Annotated in this window: 24 protein-coding genes; 12 read left to right on the top strand and 12 right to left on the bottom strand. The window is 70.7% G+C overall.

From position 1 onward, the window contains the following. Positions 1-31 precede the first annotated feature (31 nt). From NVS83_RS11445 to NVS83_RS11435, 3 genes are all read left to right on the top strand, one after another. Positions 32-583, top strand: a complete 552-nt coding sequence (locus NVS83_RS11445) for an Lrp/AsnC family transcriptional regulator (protein WP_258739418.1) — start codon at positions 32-34, stop codon at positions 581-583. Positions 584-726: 143 nt separating this feature from the next. Beyond that, positions 727-1692, top strand: coding sequence for a DMT family transporter (locus NVS83_RS11440; protein ID WP_258739417.1), 966 nt, complete (start codon positions 727-729; stop codon positions 1690-1692). A 109-nt stretch (positions 1693-1801) separates the two neighbouring features. Beyond that, positions 1802-2455 (top strand): methyltransferase family protein, encoded by a 654-nt coding sequence (locus tag NVS83_RS11435; RefSeq protein WP_258739416.1) that lies wholly within the window; start codon positions 1802-1804, stop codon positions 2453-2455. 3 nt (positions 2456-2458) lie between these two features. Here NVS83_RS11435 and NVS83_RS11430 read toward each other — a convergent pair whose 3' ends face one another. Beyond that, entirely contained in the window at positions 2459-3526 is a 1068-nt protein-coding gene (locus tag NVS83_RS11430) for an FUSC family protein (protein WP_258739415.1), read from the bottom strand. 101 nt (positions 3527-3627) lie between these two features. Between NVS83_RS11430 and NVS83_RS11425 the strand changes: the two genes are divergently transcribed. Both NVS83_RS11425 and NVS83_RS11420 read left to right on the top strand, forming a co-directional pair. Beyond that, the gene (locus NVS83_RS11425) at positions 3628-4806 is read left to right on the top strand and encodes a site-specific DNA-methyltransferase (protein WP_258739414.1); all 1179 of its coding nucleotides are present in this window, start codon (positions 3628-3630) and stop codon (positions 4804-4806) included. 22 nt (positions 4807-4828) lie between these two features. Beyond that, a complete protein-coding gene (locus NVS83_RS11420) occupies positions 4829-5434 on the top strand; it encodes a glutathione S-transferase family protein (protein ID WP_258739413.1) in 606 nt (201 codons plus the stop codon). A gap of 96 nt (positions 5435-5530) precedes the next feature. On the opposite strand, the gene NVS83_RS11415 is transcribed toward NVS83_RS11420, so the two are convergent. Then, positions 5531-5719 carry a CsbD family protein gene (locus NVS83_RS11415; RefSeq protein WP_258739412.1) on the bottom strand — a complete coding sequence of 63 codons (189 nt, stop codon included), beginning with the start codon at positions 5717-5719 and terminating at the stop codon, positions 5531-5533. An 87-nt stretch (positions 5720-5806) separates the two neighbouring features. Beyond that, positions 5807-6901, bottom strand: a complete 1095-nt coding sequence (gene mutY, locus NVS83_RS11410; RefSeq protein ID WP_258739411.1) for an A/G-specific adenine glycosylase — start codon at positions 6899-6901, stop codon at positions 5807-5809. 118 nt (positions 6902-7019) lie between these two features. Between mutY and NVS83_RS11405 the strand changes: the two genes are divergently transcribed. Together NVS83_RS11405 and NVS83_RS11400 are read left to right on the top strand one after the other, a co-directional pair. Next, positions 7020-7574, top strand: coding sequence for a DUF721 domain-containing protein (locus tag NVS83_RS11405; protein ID WP_258739410.1), 555 nt, complete (start codon positions 7020-7022; stop codon positions 7572-7574). A 121-nt stretch (positions 7575-7695) separates the two neighbouring features. After that, a complete protein-coding gene (locus tag NVS83_RS11400) occupies positions 7696-8382 on the top strand; it encodes a DsbA family protein (protein WP_258739409.1) in 687 nt (228 codons plus the stop codon). A gap of 288 nt (positions 8383-8670) precedes the next feature. Here the strand turns inward: NVS83_RS11400 and NVS83_RS11395 are convergent, their stop codons facing one another. Together NVS83_RS11395 and NVS83_RS11390 are read right to left on the bottom strand one after the other, a co-directional pair. Beyond that, a complete protein-coding gene (locus tag NVS83_RS11395) occupies positions 8671-9192 on the bottom strand; it encodes a VOC family protein (protein WP_258739408.1) in 522 nt (173 codons plus the stop codon). Continuing rightward, positions 9189-10298 carry a PA0069 family radical SAM protein gene (locus NVS83_RS11390; protein ID WP_258739751.1) on the bottom strand — a complete coding sequence of 370 codons (1110 nt, stop codon included), beginning with the start codon at positions 10296-10298 and terminating at the stop codon, positions 9189-9191. Before NVS83_RS11390 ends, NVS83_RS11395 begins: the two co-directional genes overlap by 4 nt. Positions 10299-10623: 325 nt before the next feature. Here NVS83_RS11390 and NVS83_RS11385 point away from each other — a divergent pair, with 325 nt between their 5' ends. Further along, positions 10624-11208 carry a glycosyltransferase family protein gene (locus tag NVS83_RS11385; protein ID WP_258739407.1) on the top strand — a complete coding sequence of 195 codons (585 nt, stop codon included), beginning with the start codon at positions 10624-10626 and terminating at the stop codon, positions 11206-11208. An 18-nt stretch (positions 11209-11226) separates the two neighbouring features. Here the strand turns inward: NVS83_RS11385 and moaB are convergent, their stop codons facing one another. The 4 genes from moaB to NVS83_RS11365 form a co-directional block, all read right to left on the bottom strand. After that, positions 11227-11787: a molybdenum cofactor biosynthesis protein B gene (gene moaB, locus NVS83_RS11380; RefSeq protein ID WP_258739406.1), complete on the bottom strand. Its 561-nt coding sequence runs from the start codon at positions 11785-11787 to the stop codon at positions 11227-11229. 3 nt (positions 11788-11790) lie between these two features. Then, the gene (ypfJ, locus tag NVS83_RS11375; protein WP_258739405.1) at positions 11791-12705 is read right to left on the bottom strand and encodes a KPN_02809 family neutral zinc metallopeptidase; all 915 of its coding nucleotides are present in this window, start codon (positions 12703-12705) and stop codon (positions 11791-11793) included. A 91-nt stretch (positions 12706-12796) separates the two neighbouring features. Next, positions 12797-13432, bottom strand: a complete 636-nt coding sequence (locus tag NVS83_RS11370; RefSeq protein WP_258739404.1) for an alpha/beta hydrolase — start codon at positions 13430-13432, stop codon at positions 12797-12799. A 57-nt stretch (positions 13433-13489) separates the two neighbouring features. Then, the gene (locus tag NVS83_RS11365) at positions 13490-14422 is read right to left on the bottom strand and encodes a ring-cleaving dioxygenase (RefSeq protein WP_258739403.1); all 933 of its coding nucleotides are present in this window, start codon (positions 14420-14422) and stop codon (positions 13490-13492) included. A gap of 230 nt (positions 14423-14652) precedes the next feature. Between NVS83_RS11365 and NVS83_RS11360 the strand changes: the two genes are divergently transcribed. After that, the gene (locus NVS83_RS11360; RefSeq protein WP_258732459.1) at positions 14653-15603 is read left to right on the top strand and encodes a LysR family transcriptional regulator; all 951 of its coding nucleotides are present in this window, start codon (positions 14653-14655) and stop codon (positions 15601-15603) included. Here the strand turns inward: NVS83_RS11360 and NVS83_RS11355 are convergent. Then, the gene (locus NVS83_RS11355) at positions 15596-16039 is read right to left on the bottom strand and encodes a MarR family winged helix-turn-helix transcriptional regulator (protein ID WP_258732458.1); all 444 of its coding nucleotides are present in this window, start codon (positions 16037-16039) and stop codon (positions 15596-15598) included. The two genes, NVS83_RS11360 and NVS83_RS11355, sit on opposite strands and share 8 nt — an antisense overlap. 203 nt (positions 16040-16242) lie before the next feature. Here NVS83_RS11355 and NVS83_RS11350 point away from each other — a divergent pair, with 203 nt between their 5' ends. After that, on the top strand, positions 16243-17352 hold the full coding sequence (locus tag NVS83_RS11350) for a sugar-binding transcriptional regulator (RefSeq protein WP_258739402.1): 1110 nt from the start codon (positions 16243-16245) through the stop codon (positions 17350-17352). A 158-nt stretch (positions 17353-17510) separates the two neighbouring features. After that, entirely contained in the window at positions 17511-18845 is a 1335-nt protein-coding gene (locus NVS83_RS11345) for an NAD(P)H-dependent oxidoreductase (protein WP_258732711.1), read from the top strand. Positions 18846-18876: 31 nt separating this feature from the next. Here NVS83_RS11345 and NVS83_RS11340 read toward each other — a convergent pair whose 3' ends face one another. Next, positions 18877-19131: a GlsB/YeaQ/YmgE family stress response membrane protein gene (locus NVS83_RS11340; RefSeq protein ID WP_258732456.1), complete on the bottom strand. Its 255-nt coding sequence runs from the start codon at positions 19129-19131 to the stop codon at positions 18877-18879. 117 nt (positions 19132-19248) lie between these two features. Between NVS83_RS11340 and NVS83_RS11335 the strand changes: the two genes are divergently transcribed. After that, complete coding sequence (locus NVS83_RS11335; protein WP_258739401.1) at positions 19249-19764, top strand: YidB family protein; 516 nt, start codon at positions 19249-19251, stop codon at positions 19762-19764. A gap of 90 nt (positions 19765-19854) precedes the next feature. On the opposite strand, the gene NVS83_RS11330 is transcribed toward NVS83_RS11335, so the two are convergent. Then, positions 19855-20139 (bottom strand): hypothetical protein, encoded by a 285-nt coding sequence (locus NVS83_RS11330; protein ID WP_258739400.1) that lies wholly within the window; start codon positions 20137-20139, stop codon positions 19855-19857. Positions 20140-20498 lie beyond the last annotated feature (359 nt).

Raw genomic sequence — 20498 nt, 5'->3', positions numbered from 1 at the left:
CTGCTTCGAAACCGGCATCAGGAGGCAGAACATGCGTCCGCCTGCGCTCGACATGTTCGATCTGCGCATCCTGCGCGAGCTTCAGGAGGATGGCCGGCTCACCAACGCCGAGCTGTCCGAGCGCATCGGCCTTTCGCCCTCCCCGTGCCTGCGGCGCACGCGGCGGCTGGAGGAGGAGGGCCTGATCGCGCGCTACCAGGCCCGGCTCGACGCCAGCCGGCTCGGGCTCGGCGTGCTGGCCTTCATCCAGGTCCATCTGGAACGGCAGGTCGAGGAGGCGGCCAACGATTTCGAGGCCGCGGTGATGGCGCTGCCGCAGGTGATCGCCTGCTACAGCGCGACCGGCGACAGCGACTACCTGCTCCAGGTGGTGTGCGAGGATCTGGAAGGCTTCGCCCGCTTCGCCCACGACATCCTCATGGGCCTGCCCGGCGTGCGCGGCGTGCGCTCCTCACTCGCGCTCAAGCGGGTGAAGGAGAGCGGCCGGCTGCCGCTCGAGCATCTGCGCCCCACCCCTCTCGCGGCGGATTTGGCTGCCGAAAAAGAGGGCAATGGAACGCGAAGCCCAGGAAAGCGGCCCTGAGCGGCAGAATCTGCCGCCATAGCGCGGACGCGCGACCAACAACGCAAGGACATGCCGCATTGGGTCAACTACACTGACCTATATCGGCAATGCGGCGATGCCCTACCGGCAGCGCCTGTCCTTCGGACCCTGGGAGACGCGTCATGGCATTCGTGGCAGACACGTTGAATCCGTTGGTTTCGCGTACCGCCGGCAGCGCCCGCGCCGGTCTCGCCGGTTCGCCCGCGACCTTCGCCGCGCTCGCCCTCACCGGGGCCGCGCTGCTCTGGTCGGGCAACTTCTTCGCCGGCCATCTCGCCGCCGACGTCGTCTCGCCCGCGACCTTCTCGGCCCTGCGTTGGGCGCTCGCCTTCGCGCTGCTCCTGCCCTTCACCTGGCGCGAGCTGGCGCAGAAGCGGGGCGAGATCGCCCGCCTCTGGCCGCTCTGGGCCGCCTCGGGCGTGCTCAACATCGCCGTCTTCACCGTGCTGATCTATGCCGGCCTCGCCCGCACCACGCTGGTCAACGGCTCGATCATCGGCTCGGCCGCGCCCATCGTGGTCGGCCTCTTCGGCTGGCTGATCCTCGGCGAGCGCACCAGCACGCGCTCGCGCCTCGCCCTCGCCCTCTCCACCGCCGGCGTGGCGCTGATCGTGGCGCGCGGCGACATCGGCAACCTGATCGGCATGGATCTGCGCGGCGGCGACATGCTGCTGTTCCTCGGCATCTCCGCCTTCGCGCTCTATGCCGTGCTGCTGAAGCGCTTCCCTTCCACGCTGTCGCCGGCCGCCGCGCTCGCCGCCAGCATCCCCTTCGGCCTGCTCGCCCTCGCCCCGGTCGCCGCCTGGGAGATCGCGCAGCGCGGCTTCGACGGCGAGGCGGCCGGCACCACGACGATGCTCATCCTCTATGTCGGCAGCCTGCCGACCTTCGGCTTCGTGCTCTGGGCGCGCGGCGTCGCCGTGCTGGGGCCCACTCGGGCCGGCCAGTTCCTCCAGCTCATGCCGGTGTTCGGCGCCGCGCTGGCGGTCGGGCTGATCGGCGAATCGCTGCACCTCTACCACGCGCTGGGCTTCGCGCTGGTACTGTCCGGGCTCGCCCTGCGCGACCGTCGCCTCGCCCCGGCGTGACGGCGGCGAGGAGCGAGCGCGCGGCGAAATGACGCCGGGCGCCTGAAAAAAGCCGCGAGCGGGGTATGAAGGAGGGATAAATCCCGTTCGCCGCCCGTGGAAGGCCTCAATGAGCAACGCACAACGCACGCCTCGCCCCTCGGCCAGCTTCGACATCGCGGCGGTCCAGAGTTCGCGCAAGCTGGTGCTTTTCATCCTCGGGGCGGCGGCGGTCGGCGTGCTGCTGTTCGGCCATTCGCTGTGGCCGGACGAGGGCGAGAACAACCTCCACGAAACGATCGAGACGATCGGCCTCGCGCTGATCCTCGTCGCCATCGCCGGGCGTACCTGGTGCTCGCTCTACATCGGCGGGCGCAAGAAGGCGACCATCGTCGAGGTCGGCCCCTATTCGGTGTGCCGCAACCCGCTCTACGTCTTCTCCTTCATCGGCGCCGCCGGCGCCGGCGCGCAGTTCGGCAGCGCCACGGCGGCGGTCGCGGCCGCCATCATCACGGTGCTGGTCTTCACCGTGGTGGTGCGCAAGGAAGAGCGCTTCCTCTCCGAGGCGTTCGGCGAACCCTATCTCTCCTACAAGGCGCGGGTGCCGCGCTTCCTGCCGAAATTCGGCCTGTGGCGGAACGTCGACACGCTGGAGATCCGCCCCCGCCTCGTGGTGCGCACCTTCGTCGACGCCTGCGTCTTCCTCGCCTCGATCCCGCTCGCCGAGGGCATCGAGATGCTTCAGGCCCACCACGTTCTGCCGGTGCTGTGGATGGTGCCCTGACGCTCAGCGCCCGAAGCGCGTGAGCAGGTGCCGCCCGACCCTGTCGAGGCCGAGCGCCACCATCGCGAACGTGCAGCCCACCGCGACGTCGACCAGCCGCTCGATGATGTCGTGCGAGGCGCCGGCGACGCTGCCGGCCACCAGTTCCAGCAGCAGCATGATGAAGGCGGTGAGCGCCGCCGTCCCGAGCGCGCCGTGGAGCTGTTGCGCCGGCCAGCGGATCAGCGCCGCCACCGCCATGCCGACCAGCAGCGCGGAATGGGAGGGCAGCACCGCGCCATAGGCGAGCGCCAGCGCCACCCCGATCGACGTGCCGAGCAGCACCTGCCCCATCTGCTGGCGGCTGGAGAGCGCGTCGGCCCTCAGCACCAGCACGATGGCGATCAGCGCCCAGTAGGGGCGGTGCAGGCCGAGCGACAGGCTGCAGATCAGGGCGAGCGGCACCGCGATCGCAACCGAGGCCGCGAACACCCAGCGCGGCCCCTCGGTGGCCCGCAGGCGCGCCAGCACCTCCGCGAACGAGGGCGCGGTGGAGGGCCGCAGCGTGCCGGTCAGCAGGTCCCAGGCGATGGAGACCGCCCAGGCATAGGCGGCGAACGCCGCGACCACGAGCACGTCGCGCCCGGCCAGCGGCGCGTAGAGGGCGCCGATCGCCAGCGTCAGGCACATGAAGCGCGCCGCCGCCGCCGCGCTCGGATCGATGCTCTCGACCAGCGCGTAGAGCGCCCCCGCTCCCGCAAAGGCGACGAGCAGCAGGCCGGTATGGCCCGCCGCCAGCGTCCCGACCCCGGTGCCCGCCACCACCACAAGTCCCGCCACCGCCATGAGGGTGAAACGCTGGGGCGCCGGCCCGCCGGTGTCGAGGGCGAAGCTCAGGATCGAGGTGACCATGGCGTAGACCAGCCAGGTATCGACGCCCACCAGCGTCCCGGCCGTGATCGGCGCCATCACCGTCAGCGCGAAGCGGATGGAGCGGGCGATCAGCCCGTCGCCGTGCCAGCGCGACGGGTCGGGCGATACGTCCCCGGGAAAGGCATCGGCGGGCGTTGCCGGCGGCGGCATGTCGGCCATGTCGCGATCCTCACCCGATACCTTTACTCGGTATTTACCCTGACCAACGGACATTGTGGATACGAATTCCGTAGCGTCCTGTAAGCGTCGGGTAAGCGTTCATGAAGCTGGTGGTGCGTAATGGGGAGGCCCGCCGGGTCTCCCGTCCGGGAGCCTCGCGCTCCTCCGGCCTCGATAGCGGCCTTCCCCTCGATTCGATCCTGCGGGGCGACTGCATCGCCGAGCTGTCGCGGCTGCCCGCGCGCTCGGTCGACCTCGTCTTCGCCGACCCGCCCTATAATCTGCAGCTTCAGGGCGAATTGAAGCGGCCCGATGACAGCCGCGTCGACGCGGTCGACGACGCCTGGGACAAGTTCGAGAGCTTCAAGGCCTACGACGCCTTCACCCGCGCCTGGCTGCTCGCCGTGCGCCGGGTGCTGAAGCCGACCGGCACGCTGTGGGTGATCGGCTCCTATCACAACATCTTCCGCGTCGGCTCCCTGCTGCAGGATCTCGATTTCTGGATCCTCAACGACATCGTCTGGCGCAAGACCAACCCGATGCCGAACTTCCGCGGGCGGCGCTTCACCAACGCCCACGAGACGCTGATCTGGGCCGCGCGCGATGCCGGCGGCAAGGGCTACACCTTCAATTACGAGGCCATGAAGGCGGCCAATGAGGACGTGCAGATGCGCTCCGACTGGCTGTTCCCGATCTGCTCGGGCGGCGAGCGGCTGAAGGATGAGGAGGGTGGCAAGCTGCACCCGACCCAGAAGCCGGAGGCGCTGATCGCGCGCATCCTGCTCGCCTCCTCGCGGCCCGGCGATGTCGTGCTCGATCCCTTCCTCGGCTCGGGCACCACGGCGGCGGTCGCCAAGCGGCTCGGCCGGCACTTCGTCGGCATCGAGCGCGACGAGGCCTATGCCGAGGCCGCCCGCGCGCGGGTCGACGCGGTAGAGCGCCTGCCCGAGGCGGTGCTCGCGCCCGCGCCCAGCGCCCGCGAGGCGCCGCGCATCGCCTTCGCCGCGCTGATCGAGCGCGGGCTGATCGCGCCCGGCACCCTGCTCACCGACGCCAGGAGCCGCTTCCGGGCGCTGGTGCGTGCCGACGGCACGCTGTCGCTGGAGACCGCGCCGGGGCTCGGCATGGTCGGCTCGATCCACCGTGCCGGCGCCTTAGCCCAGGGGCTCGACGCCTGCAACGGCTGGACCTTCTGGCACATCGAGACCCGCGAGGGCCTGCGGCCGATCGATTCGCTGCGCGCGCTCGTGCGCTCGGAAATGGCGATGGCGGCGGAGTGAAGCCAGCAACGGGACGGCGGCCATGATCACCCTCTACGAGCAGCCCGATTCCGGCAATTGCTACAAGGTCCGGCTCGTCGCCGCCCATACCGGCCGCGCGCTCGAGCGGGTCACCGTCTCCTCGCGCGACGGCTCGACCCGCACGCCCGCCTATCTCGCCATGAACCCGATCGGCAAGGTGCCCGCGGTGAAGCTCGCCGACGGGCGCTTCCTCGCCGAATCGAACGCCATCATGCTGCATCTCGCGGAAGGAACGGCGCTGCTGCCGGCCGACGCCTATGACCGCGCAAAGGCCTATGAATGGCTGTTCTTCGAACAGTACAGCCACGAGCCGGCGATCGCCGTGCGCCGTGCCTTGCTCACCTATGCCGAGCGCGCCCACCTCGCGACGCCAGAGCGCCTCGGCGCGCTGCTGGAGGCGGGAAACGCGGCGCTCGCGGTGATGGAGGCGCGCCTGGCGCGCGCGGACTGGCTAGCGGGCGACGCCTTCAGCGTCGCCGACATCGCGCTCTACGCCTACACCCACACGGCGGAGGAAGGCGGCTACGACCTCGCGCCCTTCCCCGCCATCCGCGGCTGGCTCGCGCGCGTCGCCGCGCTGCCGGGCCATGTCGGGCTGCTGGACTGAGCGGCACGAGCCGCACCGCGCTCGAGCCCCTTTCGGCGCCCGCCAACGGAAAAGGCCGCCTCGCGGCGGCCTCTCCGTCCCGGCAGGCGGGGCGTGTCAGTGGGCGGCCTTCTTGACCGCATCCTTGGCCTTGCCGACGACCTTCTGGCCCTCGCCCTTCAATTCCTGCACCTTGCCCTCGGCCTGGAGCTTCTTCGAGCCCGTCGCCTTGCCGGCCGCCTGCTTGAGGTTGCCGACCGCCTCGTTGGTGTGGCCCTTGGCCTTGTCCATCGTGCTGCTGCTCATCTTCGTCGTCTCCCTAAGTCCCGCCCGTGCGGGACGCGCGCCGGACAACGCGCGGAGACGCCGCCGGTTCATTCCGGCCGCTCAGAATTAGTCGATGTATTGCAATACCTTGACCATGACGCTCGGAAAGGCCTCGGCCTCGAAGCCCGTGCGCGGCACCCAGCGGTGACCCGAAGGCGCGGGCGTGGCCGCCGGCACGCGGGCGCGCCAGAGCGCGAGCTCGAGCGCGAAATGGCTGAACACGTGGCTCACGCGCGCGTTCAGCGCCGTCCACTGCGCGGTCAGCGGCGCATGCGCCAGCGGATCGGCGAGGGCCTGCGTCTCCCACGGCGTCGAGGGCACCTCGCTCATGCCGCCGAGCAGCCCCTTCGCCGGGCGCGAGCGCACCAGCACCGCACCGTCCGCCCGCACGACGAGGAAGGCGACACCCTGCCTGGTCGGGCGCGCCGCCTTGGCGGCCTTCAGCGGATAACGCTCGGGCGTGCCGCCGGCATGGGCGGCGCAGTTCTCGCGCCACGGGCAGAGCGCGCAGGCGGGCTTGCGCGGGGTGCAGATGGTGGCGCCGAGATCCATCATCGCCTGCGCGAAATCGCCGAAGCGCGCCTGCGGCAGCAGCGTCAGGGCCAGCGCTTTGAGGCGCGCCTTCGCTTTCGGCAGCGCCTCCTCGAGCGCGAAAAGCCGCGCGACCACGCGCTCCCAATTGCCGTCGACCGGGGCGGCCCGCCGGTCGAACGCGATCGCCGCGATCGCCGCCGCCGTGTAGGGGCCGACGCCCGGCAGAGCCAGCAGGGCCGCTTCCTCCTGCGGGAACCGGCCGCCATGGTGCTCGACCACGGCGCGGGCGCAGGCGTGCAGGTTGCGCGCCCTCGCGTAATAGCCGAGGCCGGCCCAGCGCGAGAGCACCTCCTCGAGACGCGCGCCCGCCAGCGCGCCGACATCGGGCCAGCGGGCGAGGAAGTCCGCGTAATAGGGGCCGACCGTCACCACGGTCGTCTGCTGAAGCATGATCTCGGAGAGGAACACATGGTACGGGTCGGCCCGCTCGCCCGGCGCCGCGCGCCAGGGCAGCCGCCGCCGGTGGCGGTCGTACCACGCGAGCAGCGCGGCGAGCGGCGGAGGGGGCAGGCGGGACGCCGTGGAAGGCGCGGACGGAAGGCGGGCTGGATTGGCGGCGTCGGCCATGCGATCCTCGGAATGGAAGCCCGGCAGGGTGGCGGCCCGGCGCCGTTCCCGCAAGGCATTCCGCCCGAACCGCCTTTTCCCCCGCGCCCCTGCCGGCCGCCGCCTGTGGATTTCCCTCATGCCGCCCAAGCCGCCCGGCTCATACGTGCCCCGATCCTTCGCCCCCCGGCCGCTGGCGGACCTGGTGGACGCCACCATCTCCGAGAGCTGCCGCCAGCGCGGCATCGCCTCGGTCGAGATCGTCACCCGCTGGGCCGAGATCGTCGGCGACGTGATGGCGGCGCGGGCCTTGCCGGTCAAGCTGGTCTGGCCGAGCCGGCCGGAGAGCCCGGAGCCGGGCGTGCTGCATGTGCGCGTCGAGGGCGGCTACGCCATCGAGCTCCAGCATCTCGGCCCGGTCGTGGTCGAGCGCGTCAACCGCTATTTCGGCTGGCGCTGCATCGGCCGGCTGGCGCTGCGCCAGGGGCCGGTCGCCAACCGGCCCGCGCGCCCGCCCCGCCCGGCCGAGCCCGACGCCGCCGCGCGCGCCGACATCGCCCGCCGGCTGGGCCCGTTCGAGGACCCCGAGCTCGCTGCGGCGCTCGCCCGTCTCGGCGCGCTGGTCGCGCGCGACCGCCGCACGCCGGCGGCGCCGGCCCCATCGCGGCCCTTGCGCATGCGGCCGCGGCGCTGACACTTCACGCAGCGGTGACAAAGACCAGCGGTGCCCCACCGTTGCCATGTTCGCGCGCTGCCTGTAGGCGCATTCCGTCCGGGCCGACCGATCGCCCCGGCACCTGTTTTGGAGACCGACCATGATCGATCGCCGTCGCTTCCTCGAAGGGCTGGGGACCGCCGCCCTCACCGCGGCCGCCCTGTTCACGATCGCCAGTCCGGTGAGTTTCGGCGCCGGCCAGATCGCCTTCATCAGCAGCGCCGAGGCGCAGACGGTGGAGATGGCCAAGCTGATGGCGCCGGGCGCGCTGCCCGATCTGGTGCTCGGCAAGGCCGACGCGCCGGTCACCATCGTCGAATACGCCTCCATGACCTGCGGTCACTGCGCGCATTTCCACGAGACCACCTACCCGGTGCTCAAGGAAAAATACATCGACACCGGCAAGGTGAAGTTCATCCTGCGCGAGTTCCCGCTCGACATCGTCGCCAAGGCCGCCTTCATGCTGGCCCGCTGCGCCGGGCCGGACAAGTACTACCCGATGGTCGACACGCTGTTCGAGACCCAGAAGAGCTGGGCCTTCACCAACAACCCGGCGCAGGCGCTGCTCACCATCGCCAAGCAGGGCGGCATGACCGAGGAACAGTTCAACGCCTGCCTCAACGACAAGAAGCTGGCCGGCGAGGTGGACCAGGTGGCCGAGCGCGGCTCGAAGGAATTCGGCATCGACGCCACCCCGACCTTCTTCATCAACGGCAAGAAGATTTCCGGCGCGATCAGCCCGGACGAGCTCGACAAGGAGCTCGAGCCCCTGCTCACCGCCAACTGAGCCGGCGAGAGGCTGGGTCGGCGAGAGGCTGAGTCGGCAAGAACGCCGCGGCGAGAGCCTGAGCCGGCAGGAGCGCGCGGCGGCGAGGGCTGGCGGCGATCCGAGCGGCCGCGGCAGTGAGAGCCCACGGCGGTCCAGGCGGCCGCCGTGGCGAGAGTTCGCGGCGGCGTGAACGGCCGCCCAAGCGGCCGCCACGTCTGCCTGCCAAGGCGAGCCGGCTCCGCTAGTCCGTCCCCGCGGCCTTCATGCCGCGGGAAGCCCGCGGGCATCGCGACGAAGGGCACGTCCTCACGCCGGCAGGATCAGCCGGCCCTCCTCGTCGAGCCCGAATCCGGGATTGTGCGCGATCTCCCAGGGGTAGCCGTCGGGATCGGCCACATAGCCGGAATAGCCGCCCCAGAAGGTCGCCTGCGCCGGCCGCAGCGCCCGCCCGCCCGCCGCCACTGCGCGGATGAGCGTGGCGTCGACATCGGCCCGGCTCGCCCGGTTGCAGGCCAGCGCCACGCCGCCGAACTGGCCGTGCCGGCCGTCGACGACGCCGGCATCGGTCGCCAGCTCATGGCGCGGATAGAGCGCCAGCACCACCGGGCCCGCCTCGAGGAACACCACGCCCCCGGCCTCGCGCACCTTCCGCGCCAGGCCGAGCTTCTCGTAGAAGGCGGCCGCGCGCGCGAGATCCGCCACGCCAAGCGTCACCAGCGACAGGCGCAGCGGCGGGACCTCCCGCCCTCCCCGCCGCACCGCCTCGCGCGTCAGTTCCCGGGCCGGCGCGTCCTCCGGCCCGTTCTCGCATTCCTCCACCGCGATCATGCATCCTCCCCGAACAGCGACAATTGCTCACCCTTGCGTGGCGGGCGGTTGAAGGCCCGCGTCGTCAGGCGCGTGTGGCGGCGGTTCAGGCCGAGCCGCTCCACCGCGATCTCGAAGCGCCGCGCCATGGTCCAGGCATAGGGGCCGCTGCCGGTCATGCGATGGCCGAAGGTGGAATCATATTCCTTGCCCCCGTGCAGTTCCCGCAGCTGCGCCAGGACGTGGCGGTAGCGATCCGGGAAATGGGCCAGCAGCCACTCCTTGAACAGGTCCTTGATCTCCAGCGGCACGCGCAGCATCACATAGCCCGCCTCCGACGCGCCGGCGGCGGCGGCGGCGTCGAGGATGCGCTCCATCTCCATGTCCGTCACCGCCGGCACGACCGGCGCCACCAGCACGGCGGTGGGCACGCCCGCCTCGCTCAGGCGGCGCAGCGCATCGAGGCGGCGCATCGGCGTCGCCGCGCGCGGCTCCATCACCCGCGCCAGCTTGTGGTCGAGCGAGGTGACCGACAGCGCGACCTTCACCAGCCCCCGCTCGGCCATCGGCGCGAGGATGTCGAGGTCGCGCAGCACCAGCGCGGACTTGGTGACGATGCCGACCGGATGGCCGAAATCGCTCAGCACCTCCAGGATCCGGCGCGTCAGTCGCCATTCGCGCTCGATCGGCTGGTAGGCGTCGGTATTGATGCCGAGCGCGATGGTGCGCGGCTCGTAGCCCGGCTTCGCCAGCTCCTTCGCCAGCAATTCGGGCGCGTCTGCCTTGGCGAACAGCCTCGTCTCGAAGTCGAGCCCGGCCGACAGGCCCTGATAGGCGTGGGTCGGGCGGGCGAAGCAGTACACGCAGCCATGCTCGCAGCCGCGATAGGGATTGATCGAGCGGTCGAAGCCGACATCGGGCGAATCGTTGCGGTTGATGATGGTGCGCGCCCGCTCCACCGTCACGTCGGTGCGGAAGACCGGCAGCTCGTCGAGGCTCTGCCAGCCGTCGTCGAACGCCTCGCGCGCCTGCGGCTCGAACCGGCCCGCCGCGTTGGAGAGCGCGCCCCGGCCGCGCCGGCGCCCGGCCTCGACCGACGGCCCGGCCGGCTCCGGCCCGCCATCCATTTCCGACAGCGTCGAGGTGTCCCGCGCCTGCGCGCGCTCCTCCTTCTCCCGCATCGCCCGCCGCTCCTCGGCCAGCCGGCCGAGATGCTTCGGCGCCGCCGCCGGCGGCGACTTTTGTCGGGGGAGAAGTTCGGTGCGGCGTTCCATGCCGGATTCTTAGTCCAGCCATAAGAACATATCAAGAACATACATCGAAATGCGGAAGACGCCGCTTCACGCGCGCGGACGCCTGCTATAGGCAGGGCAACGCCTTGCGCTTTGCGTGCAGGGTCCTCAGCCGCACCGCCCTCCGCCCCCTTTCCGCTTCAGGGAGCCGCAGCCAAGCGTGATCTCGGTCGTCGTTCCCACGAGTGGGTCCCACCGCCTCCTGATCCCCGCGCTCGCCTCGCTGGTCCCGGGCGCCGCCGCCGGCGTGGTGCGCGAGGTTCTGCTGGTCGACACCGGCGCCTCGCCGGAAATCGCCGAAATCGCCGATGCGGCGGGCTGCGAGTATCTGCGCGGCCCGGCCGATGCCGGCGCGCGCCACCGCCAGGGCGCGGCGGCGGCCCGCAGTCCGTGGCTATTGTTCCTGGAGCCGGAAGGCATCCTCCAGGAAGGCTGGGCCCGCGACGTGCGCGCCTTCACCGACCAGGTCGATCGCATCGGCGCCGCCGACCGGCGCGCGGCCACCTTCCGGCTCGCGCTCGACGGTTTCGGCGTGGCGCCGCGGCTGAAGGAAGCGGCCGCCGTGGCGCGCCACGCGCTCACCGGCCGGCCGCGCCCGGAGCAGGGGCTACTGATCCATCGCCGCTTCTACGAGGCGCTGGGCGGGCACGAGGCCGGCGCGCAGTCCGCCCGCCGGCTGGTGGCGCGGATCGGGCGCGGGCGGATGGTGCTCCTGCGCTCGCAGATGCTGCTGCCCGAAAGCTGAGACCGGCCGGCCCGTGTCTCAGGCCGGCGCGCGCAGCTTGCCGCGCTTGAGGTGCTCGTCGAGCCTCGGCAGGATCTCGACGAAGTTGCAGGGCTTGTGGCGGATGTCGAGCTGGTGGACGAGGATTTCGTCCCAGCCGTCGCGGCAGGCGCCCGGCGAGCCCGGCAGGCAGAAGATATAGGTCGCGTTGGCGACCCCGGCGGTCGCCCGGCTCTGCAGGGTCGAGGTGCCGATCTTGCCGAACGAGATCATGTGGAACACGGTCGAGAAGCCCTCCATGCGCTTCTCGAACAGCGGCTCGATCGCTTCGGGCGTCACGTCGCGCCCGGTGAAGCCGGTGCCGCCGGTGGTGATCACCACGTCGACCCCCGCATCGGCGATCCAGCCGGCGACCCGCACGCGGATGGTCTCGACATCGTCGGGCACGATGGCCCGGTCGGCGAGTTTGTGGCCCGCCGCCGCGATCCGCTCCACCAGCGTGTTGCCGGAGCGGTCGTCGGCGAGGACGCGCGTGTCGGAGATCGTCAGCACCGCGATGGCCAGCGGCACGAAAATCTTCTCGGCGGATTCGGCACTCATGGTTCAGTTACTGCTCTGGAACGTATTGCACTTGCCCATCGAGCCGGTGTCGAGCCCGGTGCGGAACCACTTCACCCGCTGCGCCGAGCTGCCATGGGTGAAGCTGTCGGGCACCACATAGCCCTGCGCCTGCTTCTGCAGCTTGTCGTCGCCGATGGCGGAAGCCGCGTTCAGCGCCTCCTCGATATCGCCTTCCTCGAGGATCTGCCACTGCTGGTCGGCATGGTGCGCCCACACCCCGGCGAGGCAGTCGGCCATCAGCTCGACCCGCACCGAGAGCGCGTTGGCTTCCGACCGCGAGACCTGGCGCTGGCGCGCCTGCACCTTCTCGAGAAGCCCGATCTGGTTCTCGACGTGGTGGCCGACCTCATGGGCGATGACATAGGCGGCGGCGAAGTCGCCGGGCGCGCGGAAGCGCTGCTTCATCTCCTGGAAGAACGAGGTGTCGAGATAGACCTTCTGGTCCAGCGGGCAGTAGAACGGCCCCATGGCCGACTGCGCGGTGCCGCAGGCCGAGCGGGTGGCGCCAGAGAACAGCACCATGCCCGGGTCCTGGTAGGTCTCGCCCTGCGCCTTGAAGACGGCGGTCCACACATCCTCGGTCTGCGCCAGCACGGTAGCGGCGAACTGGCCGATCTGGTCGCTCGGCGCGCCCTGCTTGCCCGAGGGCGCCGGCGACTGCTGCTGGCTGTAGCCGCTGTCGCCGCCGCCCATCAGGATATCGGCGCCGCCGATCAGCACCGCCGGATTGATGCCGGTCGCCCAGGCGATCAGGCCGATGATGATCAGCCCGCCAATGCCGAGGCTGCCGCGCCCGCCGGGTATGCGCCCGCCGGGCCCGCCAAATCCGCCGCCGAAGCCGCCACTGCCGCGGCGGTCCTCGACGTTGTCGCTACGCCGGAAATCCTCCCAACGCATATTGGCCTCCACTGCCTGCCATTGCGGCATGATAGTGATGCAGCCGCGCCGTGGCAGCAATGCGGATGACGGCAACATGTTCCCTAAGGGATCATGCCGCCGCTTCCGCCGGGGCGGCGAGCCACCCTTGGGCGAGGCTCACATCGGCCTGCGAGAGGCCGTGGCCGGCGGGCAGCAGCCGGTGCTCGACACGCGCGCCGGCCGCCCGGAGCTGGCCGGCGAGCCGCTCGGCGTTTTCGCTCGGCACGATCGGGTCCATCGCCCCGGAGAGCAGCAGCACCCGCGTATCCGAGGGCGCTGCCGCGGGGGGATTGGCGAGCGGCACCATGGCGCGCAGCAGGATCGCCCCGGAAAACGTTCCCGGCCGCAGCAGCAGCGTCGCGGCGGCGATGTTGGCGCCATTGGAGAAGCCGACGGCGACCGGGGTGGCAAGGCCATAGGTCTCGCGCGCCTCGCGGACGAAATCGGCGAGCTCGCCCGCGCGCCGGCGCACGTCCTCCTCGTCGAACACGCCTTCGGCGAGGCGGCGGAAGAAGCGGGGCATGCCGCCTTCCAGCACCTTGCCGCGCGGGGCGAGCAGCGCCGAGCCGGGCGAGAGCATCCGCCCGAGCCCGATCAGGTCGTTCTCGTCGCCGCCGGTGCCGTGGAGCAGGAGCAGCGGAGGAGCGTCCGCTTCGGTGGCGGGTTCGAAGCGATGCACGAAGGAAAGCGGAGCGTTCGCGCTCATGACGGCCTCCTCGTCTGGATGGGAAGGCGCCGCCCGCGAGAGGGCGGCGCCGGGATGTCAGGCGATCTCGGGAAGCACCGACTCGATCTGGCTGCGGCTGCCTTCCAGGAAGTCGGGCAGCTTCAGCGCCTCGCCCAGATGCGCCAGCGGCTCGTCCGCCGCGAAGCCGGGGATGTCGGTCGCGATCTCGAACAGCACGTGGCCGGGCTCGCGGAAGTAGATGGAGCGGAAGTAGTTCCGGTCCTTCTGCTCGGTGGTGCGGATGCCGTGGTTCTCGTTCAGCTTCTTCACCATGGCGAACTCGGCCGCGTCGTCCGCGGCGCGGAAGGCGATGTGGTGCACCGAGCCGCCGCCCATGCGGGCGGGCAGGAAACCGCCGGCCTCGTGGATGTCGACGACGCCGCCGATATCCGTGCCCTCGGCCTTGAAGCGCACCAGCGGGCCCTCGCGGCCGACTTCCTTGAAGCCGAACACGTCGGTCAGGATGGCGCCGGTCGGCGCGGCCTCGGCGAGCAGGAGATTGACGCCGTGGAAGCCGCGGATCGCATGCTCGGCCGGCACGTCGGTGCCGATCCAGGCCGGCTCGTTCTCGATGCCGGGCACGCCGATCAGCGCGAGGCGCATGCCGTGCGGGTCGCGGAAGGCGAGCACGCTCTCGCCGAAGCGGCGGATGATCGGCTCATGCGAGACGCCCTTCTCGACGAAGCGCTGGGTCCAGTAGCCGATCGAGGCCGCCGGCACGCGGAACGCGGTCTCCTGCGTCTCGCCGATGCCGAGCCGTCCCGGCGCCACATGGTCCCACGGAAAGAAGGTGAGGATGGTGCCGGGCGAGCCGGCCTCGTCGCCGTAATAGAAATGATAGGTGCCCGGATCGTCGAAATTGACCGTCTTCTTGACGAGGCGCAGGCCCAGCGTGCGGGTGTAGAACTCGACGTTGCGGCGCGCATTGCCGGCGATCGCGGTCACGTGGTGGATGCCGTTGCGGATCATGGTCTAACCCTCCTGCGAACCCGCCTGGGGCTCGCTTCGATCGGTGAGCGCGACATCCGCGCTCGTCTTGGCGAGGAAGATAATCCGGCACTGACGCAATGGAATGCCCATTCAATTGCGTTGACGCAATCTCACTCCTGCTGCTATGGTGCCCATCGTTGCGGAGCTGATTTCGACTGCCATCGCAGAGACTTGGTCGGGCCCGCGGGTCCGGGAGCGGGGAGACGCCGATGGCCGAGCCTTTCAAGAACCTCGCCTGGGACGATTTCCGCCTCATCAAGGCCGTGGCCGACGCCAAGGGCCTGCCGGCCGCCGCGGCCCAGATCGGCGTCAACCATTCCACCGTGTTCCGCCGGCTGAAGCAGATCGAGGAGAGCCTCGGCGCCATCCTGTTCGAGCGCCACCGCACCGGCTACGCCCTCACCCCGGCCGGCGAGGAGCTGGTCGCGCTCGCCAACCGGCTCGACGAGGAGATCACCGCGGTCGGGCGCAAGCTGGCCGGCCGCGAGCCCGCCCCCTCGGGCGAATTGCGCGTGACGGTGCCCGATTCGCTGCTGATCCATCTACTGGTGCCCATCCTCGCCGGCTTCCGCGAGCGCTACCCCGAGGTGCGGCTCGACATCGTGCTCTCCAACCAGGCGCTGAACCTGTCCAAGCGCGACGCGGACGTCGCCATCCGCGCCACCGACCATCCGCCGGAGAACCTCGTCGGCCGCCGGGTCGCCCGCATCGCCTGGGCGCTCTACGGCCGGGCCGAGGACTTCCCCGAGCCGGGCGAGGTCACGCAGGAGCAGCTCGACGCCCGCAACTGGGTCTCGCTGGGCGACAGCCTCGGCTCGCTCAAGGCGGTCAAGTTCGTGCAGGAGCATGTCGCGCCCGAGCGCGTCGGCTACAAGATCAACAGCGTGCTCGGCCTCGCCGAGGCGGTGGAGGCGGGCATCGGCATCGGCCACATCCCGTGCCTGATCGGCGATTCGCGCCCGTCCCTGGTGCGGCTCGGCCCGCCCGACGACGACTATGCCGCCGATCTGTGGCTGCTGACCCATCCGGACCTGCGCCATTCGCCGCGCGTGCGTGCCTTCCTCGACTTCCTGGCCGGCGAGGTCGCCCGGCACCGGCGCTTCATCGAAGGCGAGGCCGGCCACCAGAAGGGGCTGGCGGCGAGCGACGCGGCTATTTGAGGCGCGAGAGCAGCGTGTCGCGCACCGTGGTGAGCTGCGAGGTCAGCGCGGCGATCTCGGACATGTCGCGATCGATGCAGCTCCCCATCTCGCGCGGGATGTTGACGGCCTCGCGGCGCAGCTCCCGGCCCTTCTCGGTGAGCAGGATGCGCACCTGCCGCTCGTCGGTGGCGTCGCGCACGCGGCGCACCAGCCCGGCCGCCTCCAGCCGCTTGAGCAGCGGCGTGAGCGTGTTGGTCTCGAGCAGCATCTTCTCGCCGATCTGCCCGACCGTGAGCCCGTCCTCGCCCCACAGCGTCACCATGGCGACATATTGGGGATAGGTCAGGCCCAGCCGGTCCAGCATCGGCTTGTACACACGGTTGAAGGCGTGATTGGCCGAATAGACCGCGAAGCAGAGGAAATCGTCGAGCTTGAGTGTGTCGTCGGCGGGCATGTTCACCTGTTGGCACAGCCGGTAATGATTAGACGGCTTTGCGGGGGAAAGGTGCCTCGCGCGCGACATGACCACAAGCGGGTTTTTGCGTAAGCCACCCTGACAAATGGGGCCTACCGCGATTTGAACAAGCAGGTGCGCTCCTCTATAGCATCGCCGATGCGAGCGCTGCCGCTACGTCTTTGGAGGGAAAGAGGAAGCCGATGACGGGGGGAGCCACGCCCAAGCCAGATGCCCTCGTCCGCCCGGGTTCCGGCAAGGATGGTCGCGGCAAGGACGCACGCGAGGCGCCCGCTGCGCCGGCGACCGCCGCCTCCACCCCCGCCGAGCCCGCCGAGCCCATCCACGGCGAGCTCAGCGCCACCGGCCGGCGTTCGGCCCGGCTGCGGCTGCGGGCGGCGTGGATGTACTATGTCGAGGGCATGACGCAGAGCGCCATCGCCTCGGCGCTCGACATCGGCCGCGTCACCGTGGTGCGCCTGCTGGCGGATGCGCGGGCGCTGAACGAGGTCAAGATCTCGCTCAGCCGCGAGATCGCCGAGCTGCCCCGGCTGGAGATGGGCCTGCAGAAGGCGTTCGGCCTGCGCGAGGCCGTCGTCGCCCCGCTGTCCGGCCCGCTCGCCGACCCGACCAGCGCCATCGGCGCGGTCACCGGCCAGTTCATCTCCGACCTGATCCGCCCGGACATGAAGATCGGCTTCGGCTGGGGCCGCACGCTGATGCGCGCGCTCGGCTTCATCGACGAGAAGAACGTCGCCAACGTGTCGGTGATCTCGCTTCTGGGCGGCATCACCAAGGCCAAGCAGTACAACCCGTCGGAATTCGCCTGGCAGCTGTCGCGCCTGTTCCAGGCCGACTGCCACCTCATCGCGGCCCCGGCCATCGTCGACAGCGTCGAGACCAAGCGCGCGCTGATCGAGCGCTGCGGCCTCGGCACGGTCTACTCGCTCGCCCGCGAGATGGACGCCGTTGTCCTCAGCGTCGGCGAGATGGAGGGTGACAGCACCTCGATGCGGTTCGGCTTCTTCACGCCGGACGACTGGGCCTCGCTCATCGCCGCCGGCGCGGTGGGCGACGTGGTCTACAACTTCATCGACATCGAGGGGCGGCCCATCGACCACCCGGTCAATACGCGCGTGATGTCGATCCCGATCGAGACGCTGCAGGCGACGCCCGAGCGCATCCTCACCTCCGGCGGGCCGGGCAAGACGCAGGCGGTGATCGCCGGGCTGCGCATGCTGCGCCCCACCGTTTTCATTACCGACGAAGTGACCGCGGCCGCCGTGCTCGACGCGGTCGGCGCGGATTACTGACTGCAGAATTGCCGCAGCGCACTATTTTCCTTGGCCTCAATGTCGAGTACCGAAGGACGTGACGCGGCCGCGGCACGCGATGCGGGGCAGATGCTCGCGGCGGGTCGCGCCGGCACGGATGGGCCGGCGGATGCGCGGTCGAAGGAAGGGTGTGAGTGATGCTCGGGGCAAAGGGGATCGTGCGGTCGGGCATCGCCGCCGAGCTCGAACAGTGGACCGCGGCCCATGGCCCGGTCACCATCGGCCTCGCCGGCGCAGGGCAGATGGGCACCGACCTCATCGTGCAGGCCGCGCTGATGCCGGGCGTGCGCATCGGCGCCGTGACCGAGCTCAACGCGCAGACCGCGATCGACGCGGCGCTGATGGCCGGCCACCGGCGCGAGGACGTCGTGTCCGCCTCCTCGCCCAGCCAGATCGACCGCGCGATCGAGACCGGCCATATCGCCCTCACCGACGACTACCGGGCCATGTGCGCGGCGGGGAACATCGACGTGGTGATCGACGCCACCGGCAGCCCCAATATCGGCACGCTGGTCTCGCTGGAGGCGATCCGCAACGGCAAGCATGTCGTTCTGCTGAGCGTGGAGGCCGACATCACCATCGGTCGCTTCCTCAAGCAGGAGGCGCGCTCGGCCGGCGTGGTGCTGACCGGCGCGGCGGGCGACGAGCCGGCCGCGACCATCGAGCTCATCGGCTTCGCCCAGGCGCTCGGCTTCGAGATCGTCTGCGCCGGCAAGGCCAAGAACAACGCCTTCAAGCCCGACGCCGTGCCCGACGAGTTCGCCGAGGAGGCGAAGGCGCGCAACATGAACCCGCGCATGCTGGTCGAGTTCGTGGACGGCTCCAAGACCATGGTGGAGATGACCGCGCTCGCCAACGCCACCGGCCTGGTGCCGGACGTGCCCGGCATGCACGGGCCGGCGGCTGACCGCGAGGCGCTGGCGCAGGTGCTGTGCACCCGCGAGGACGGCGGCATCCTCTCGCGCGCCGGCGTGGTCGACTACACGCTCGGCAAGGGCGTGGCGCCGGGCGTGTTCTGCATCGTCAAGCCGCGCCATCCGCGCGTGCTGGAGCGCATGGCGGACCTCAAGGTCGGCCCCGGCCCCTGCTTCGCGCTGATCCGGCCGTTCCATCTCACCAGCCTCGAAGTGCCGCTCTCGGCGGTGCGGGCGGTCATGAGCGGGCGGCCTGACATGGAGGTGCTCGACCATCCGGTAGCCGAGTGCATCGCCGTCGCCAAGCGCGACCTGCGGCCCGGCGACGTTCTGGGCAGGATCGGCGAATACGACTATCGCGGCTTCTGCATGGGCTGGCGCGACGCGCGCGACGGCTTCGCCCTGCCGCTCGGCCTCGCCGAGAAGGCAAGGGTGCTGAAGCCGGTGCGCGCCGGCGAGCAGCTCACCTACGACAATTGCGCGCCGGACGAGGCGCTGCTGGTCACCCAGATCCGCCGCCGCCTCGACCAGGCGGACGCGCAGTATCTGGCGGCGTAGCGGTCGGAGGCGCTGCGCCCGGCGGGCTGTCTCAGGCCCGTCGTCCGGCCACCGCGCCGTAGACGAACAGCACCAGCACGGCGCCGACGACGGCGCCGATGAGCCCGGCGCCCTCGCCCGGCGCGTACCAGCCGAGCGCCTGTCCGAGCCAGGTGGCGACGAACGCCCCGACAATGCCGAGGATCGTCGTCAGGACGAATCCGGACGGTTCATTGTTGCCGGGCATAATGAACTTCGCGATGATGCCGGCCGCGAAGCCGATGATGATCGTCCAGATGAAACCCATGCAACGTCTCCATATAGGTCGCGCCGAAGCGTGGTGACAAAGTGGGACGCAAAGGAAACCTGTTCGTTCGTCGTTGGTTTCCTTGGCGCATAAGAGCACTTCCGAGGAGGAAACGTCATGACCAATCGTGGATTTCCCTCGATGACTGCGCTGCTGGCCCTTCTGGCGGTCGCCGGATACCAGAATCGCGACAAGATCATGGAGATGATGCGCGGCGCGACGGCCGGCGGACAGGGCGGGGCGAGCCCGCAGCCCGGCCCCTTTGGCACGCCCGCGCCGTCCGGGACGGAGAATGCCGGAACGGGCGGTCTGGGCGGGCTTGGCGGGCTCGGCGGCCTGCTCGGCGGTCTTTTCGGCGGCGCGGCGGCCTCCGGCAACGTGGTTCAGGACGGGCTCGGGGAACTGCTCGAGCGCTTCCGCGAGACCGGGCACGGCGAAGCCGATACATGGGTCGGCAACGGCCAGAACCAGCCGATCGACGACCGCAATCTCGAGCACGCGCTCGGTCCCGACGTGATGGACACGCTCGCCCGCGCCACGGGCCTGTCGCGCGAGGAGCTCCTCGCCCGGCTGTCGCGCACGCTGCCGCAGGCGGTCGATTCCTACACGCCGAACGGCCGGCTCGAAGGCTGACGGCAGCCCCGCCGGCCGGAGCGCGATCCCACGGCTGGGTTCGGGGACGCGGCGTGGGCGTCGATGCGCCGGGCCGCGGTCGCCGAAGGCTTACGCCGTTCCCGGCTTCGTGCCGCCGGCCAGCCCGGCGAAATGCGCGTCGGCGAGGCGCGTCTCGGCCTCGTTGAGCGCATGGGCGAGCTGGCGCACCTGCTCGGGGTCGAGCACGAGCTGCAGCGCCGGCACCGGATCGCCGGGCTTGAGCGGGGCGGCGCCGATCTCGATGCGCAGCCCCACCTTCTCGGCGCCGAACAGCGCGGTGGTGAAGGCCTGCATCGGCCAGACCTTCAGATGTCCCTTGTCGTCCTTTTCCCAGTCGTCGAAGCGGCCGGCCATGGCGGTCTCCCTCGGATCGCGGCGCGGCGCGCGGCGCCGCAGGTCTGAGTGATCCCTAGCACCGATCCGGGCGTGCGCGACAGACCCGGCGACGGCGGGACGGTCGGCCGGACCATGCCGCGGCCGTCGCGTGAGGGACCCGAGGCCGCCTTCGCGAGCTCGCGCGGTCCGAAGCAGAAGCAGATGGAACGGCACGCCGGACAGAGGCGCCAAGGAAGGCGTCCGGGCAAGTTCTGGAAATATCGAAGCGGGCGTGGGGATAAGGCTGCAAACAACGCTCCGCCGACGCGCCCCCACCGGCCCCGCGCCACCATGCGCCGGACACTCAGCGCCGGACGCGGGGCATCGCGCACCACACC

This window comes from Ancylobacter mangrovi (genome assembly GCF_024752335.1).
Classification (GTDB): Bacteria; Pseudomonadota; Alphaproteobacteria; order Rhizobiales; family Xanthobacteraceae; genus Ancylobacter; species Ancylobacter mangrovi.
Note: the sequence above shows the minus strand (reverse complement) of the source record. Positions and strands in the feature narration are given on the sequence as shown.

Excerpts from the sequence above, each read along its gene's own strand:
- NVS83_RS11445 (WP_258739418.1), top strand. The coding sequence starts at position 32 with ATGCGTCCGCCTGCGCTCGACATGTTCGATCTGCGCATCCTGCGCGAG.
- NVS83_RS11440 (WP_258739417.1), top strand. The coding sequence starts at position 727 with ATGGCATTCGTGGCAGACACGTTGAATCCGTTGGTTTCGCGTACCGCC.
- NVS83_RS11435 (WP_258739416.1), top strand. The coding sequence starts at position 1,802 with ATGAGCAACGCACAACGCACGCCTCGCCCCTCGGCCAGCTTCGACATC.
- NVS83_RS11430 (WP_258739415.1), bottom strand. The coding sequence starts at position 3,526 with ATGGCCGACATGCCGCCGCCGGCAACGCCCGCCGATGCCTTTCCCGGG.
- NVS83_RS11425 (WP_258739414.1), top strand. The coding sequence starts at position 3,628 with ATGAAGCTGGTGGTGCGTAATGGGGAGGCCCGCCGGGTCTCCCGTCCG.
- NVS83_RS11420 (WP_258739413.1), top strand. The coding sequence starts at position 4,829 with ATGATCACCCTCTACGAGCAGCCCGATTCCGGCAATTGCTACAAGGTC.
- NVS83_RS11415 (WP_258739412.1), bottom strand. The coding sequence starts at position 5,719 with ATGAGCAGCAGCACGATGGACAAGGCCAAGGGCCACACCAACGAGGCG.
- mutY (WP_258739411.1), bottom strand. The coding sequence starts at position 6,901 with ATGGCCGACGCCGCCAATCCAGCCCGCCTTCCGTCCGCGCCTTCCACG.
- NVS83_RS11405 (WP_258739410.1), top strand. The coding sequence starts at position 7,020 with ATGCCGCCCAAGCCGCCCGGCTCATACGTGCCCCGATCCTTCGCCCCC.
- NVS83_RS11400 (WP_258739409.1), top strand. The coding sequence starts at position 7,696 with ATGATCGATCGCCGTCGCTTCCTCGAAGGGCTGGGGACCGCCGCCCTC.
- NVS83_RS11395 (WP_258739408.1), bottom strand. The coding sequence starts at position 9,192 with ATGATCGCGGTGGAGGAATGCGAGAACGGGCCGGAGGACGCGCCGGCC.
- NVS83_RS11390 (WP_258739751.1), bottom strand. The coding sequence starts at position 10,298 with ATGGATGGCGGGCCGGAGCCGGCCGGGCCGTCGGTCGAGGCCGGGCGC.
- moaB (WP_258739406.1), bottom strand. The coding sequence starts at position 11,787 with ATGAGTGCCGAATCCGCCGAGAAGATTTTCGTGCCGCTGGCCATCGCG.
- ypfJ (WP_258739405.1), bottom strand. The coding sequence starts at position 12,705 with ATGCGTTGGGAGGATTTCCGGCGTAGCGACAACGTCGAGGACCGCCGC.
- NVS83_RS11370 (WP_258739404.1), bottom strand. The coding sequence starts at position 13,432 with ATGAGCGCGAACGCTCCGCTTTCCTTCGTGCATCGCTTCGAACCCGCC.
- NVS83_RS11365 (WP_258739403.1), bottom strand. The coding sequence starts at position 14,422 with ATGATCCGCAACGGCATCCACCACGTGACCGCGATCGCCGGCAATGCG.
- NVS83_RS11360 (WP_258732459.1), top strand. The coding sequence starts at position 14,653 with ATGGCCGAGCCTTTCAAGAACCTCGCCTGGGACGATTTCCGCCTCATC.
- NVS83_RS11355 (WP_258732458.1), bottom strand. The coding sequence starts at position 16,039 with ATGCCCGCCGACGACACACTCAAGCTCGACGATTTCCTCTGCTTCGCG.
- NVS83_RS11350 (WP_258739402.1), top strand. The coding sequence starts at position 16,243 with ATGACGGGGGGAGCCACGCCCAAGCCAGATGCCCTCGTCCGCCCGGGT.
- NVS83_RS11345 (WP_258732711.1), top strand. The coding sequence starts at position 17,511 with ATGCTCGGGGCAAAGGGGATCGTGCGGTCGGGCATCGCCGCCGAGCTC.
- NVS83_RS11340 (WP_258732456.1), bottom strand. The coding sequence starts at position 19,131 with ATGGGTTTCATCTGGACGATCATCATCGGCTTCGCGGCCGGCATCATC.
- NVS83_RS11335 (WP_258739401.1), top strand. The coding sequence starts at position 19,249 with ATGACCAATCGTGGATTTCCCTCGATGACTGCGCTGCTGGCCCTTCTG.
- NVS83_RS11330 (WP_258739400.1), bottom strand. The coding sequence starts at position 20,139 with ATGGCCGGCCGCTTCGACGACTGGGAAAAGGACGACAAGGGACATCTG.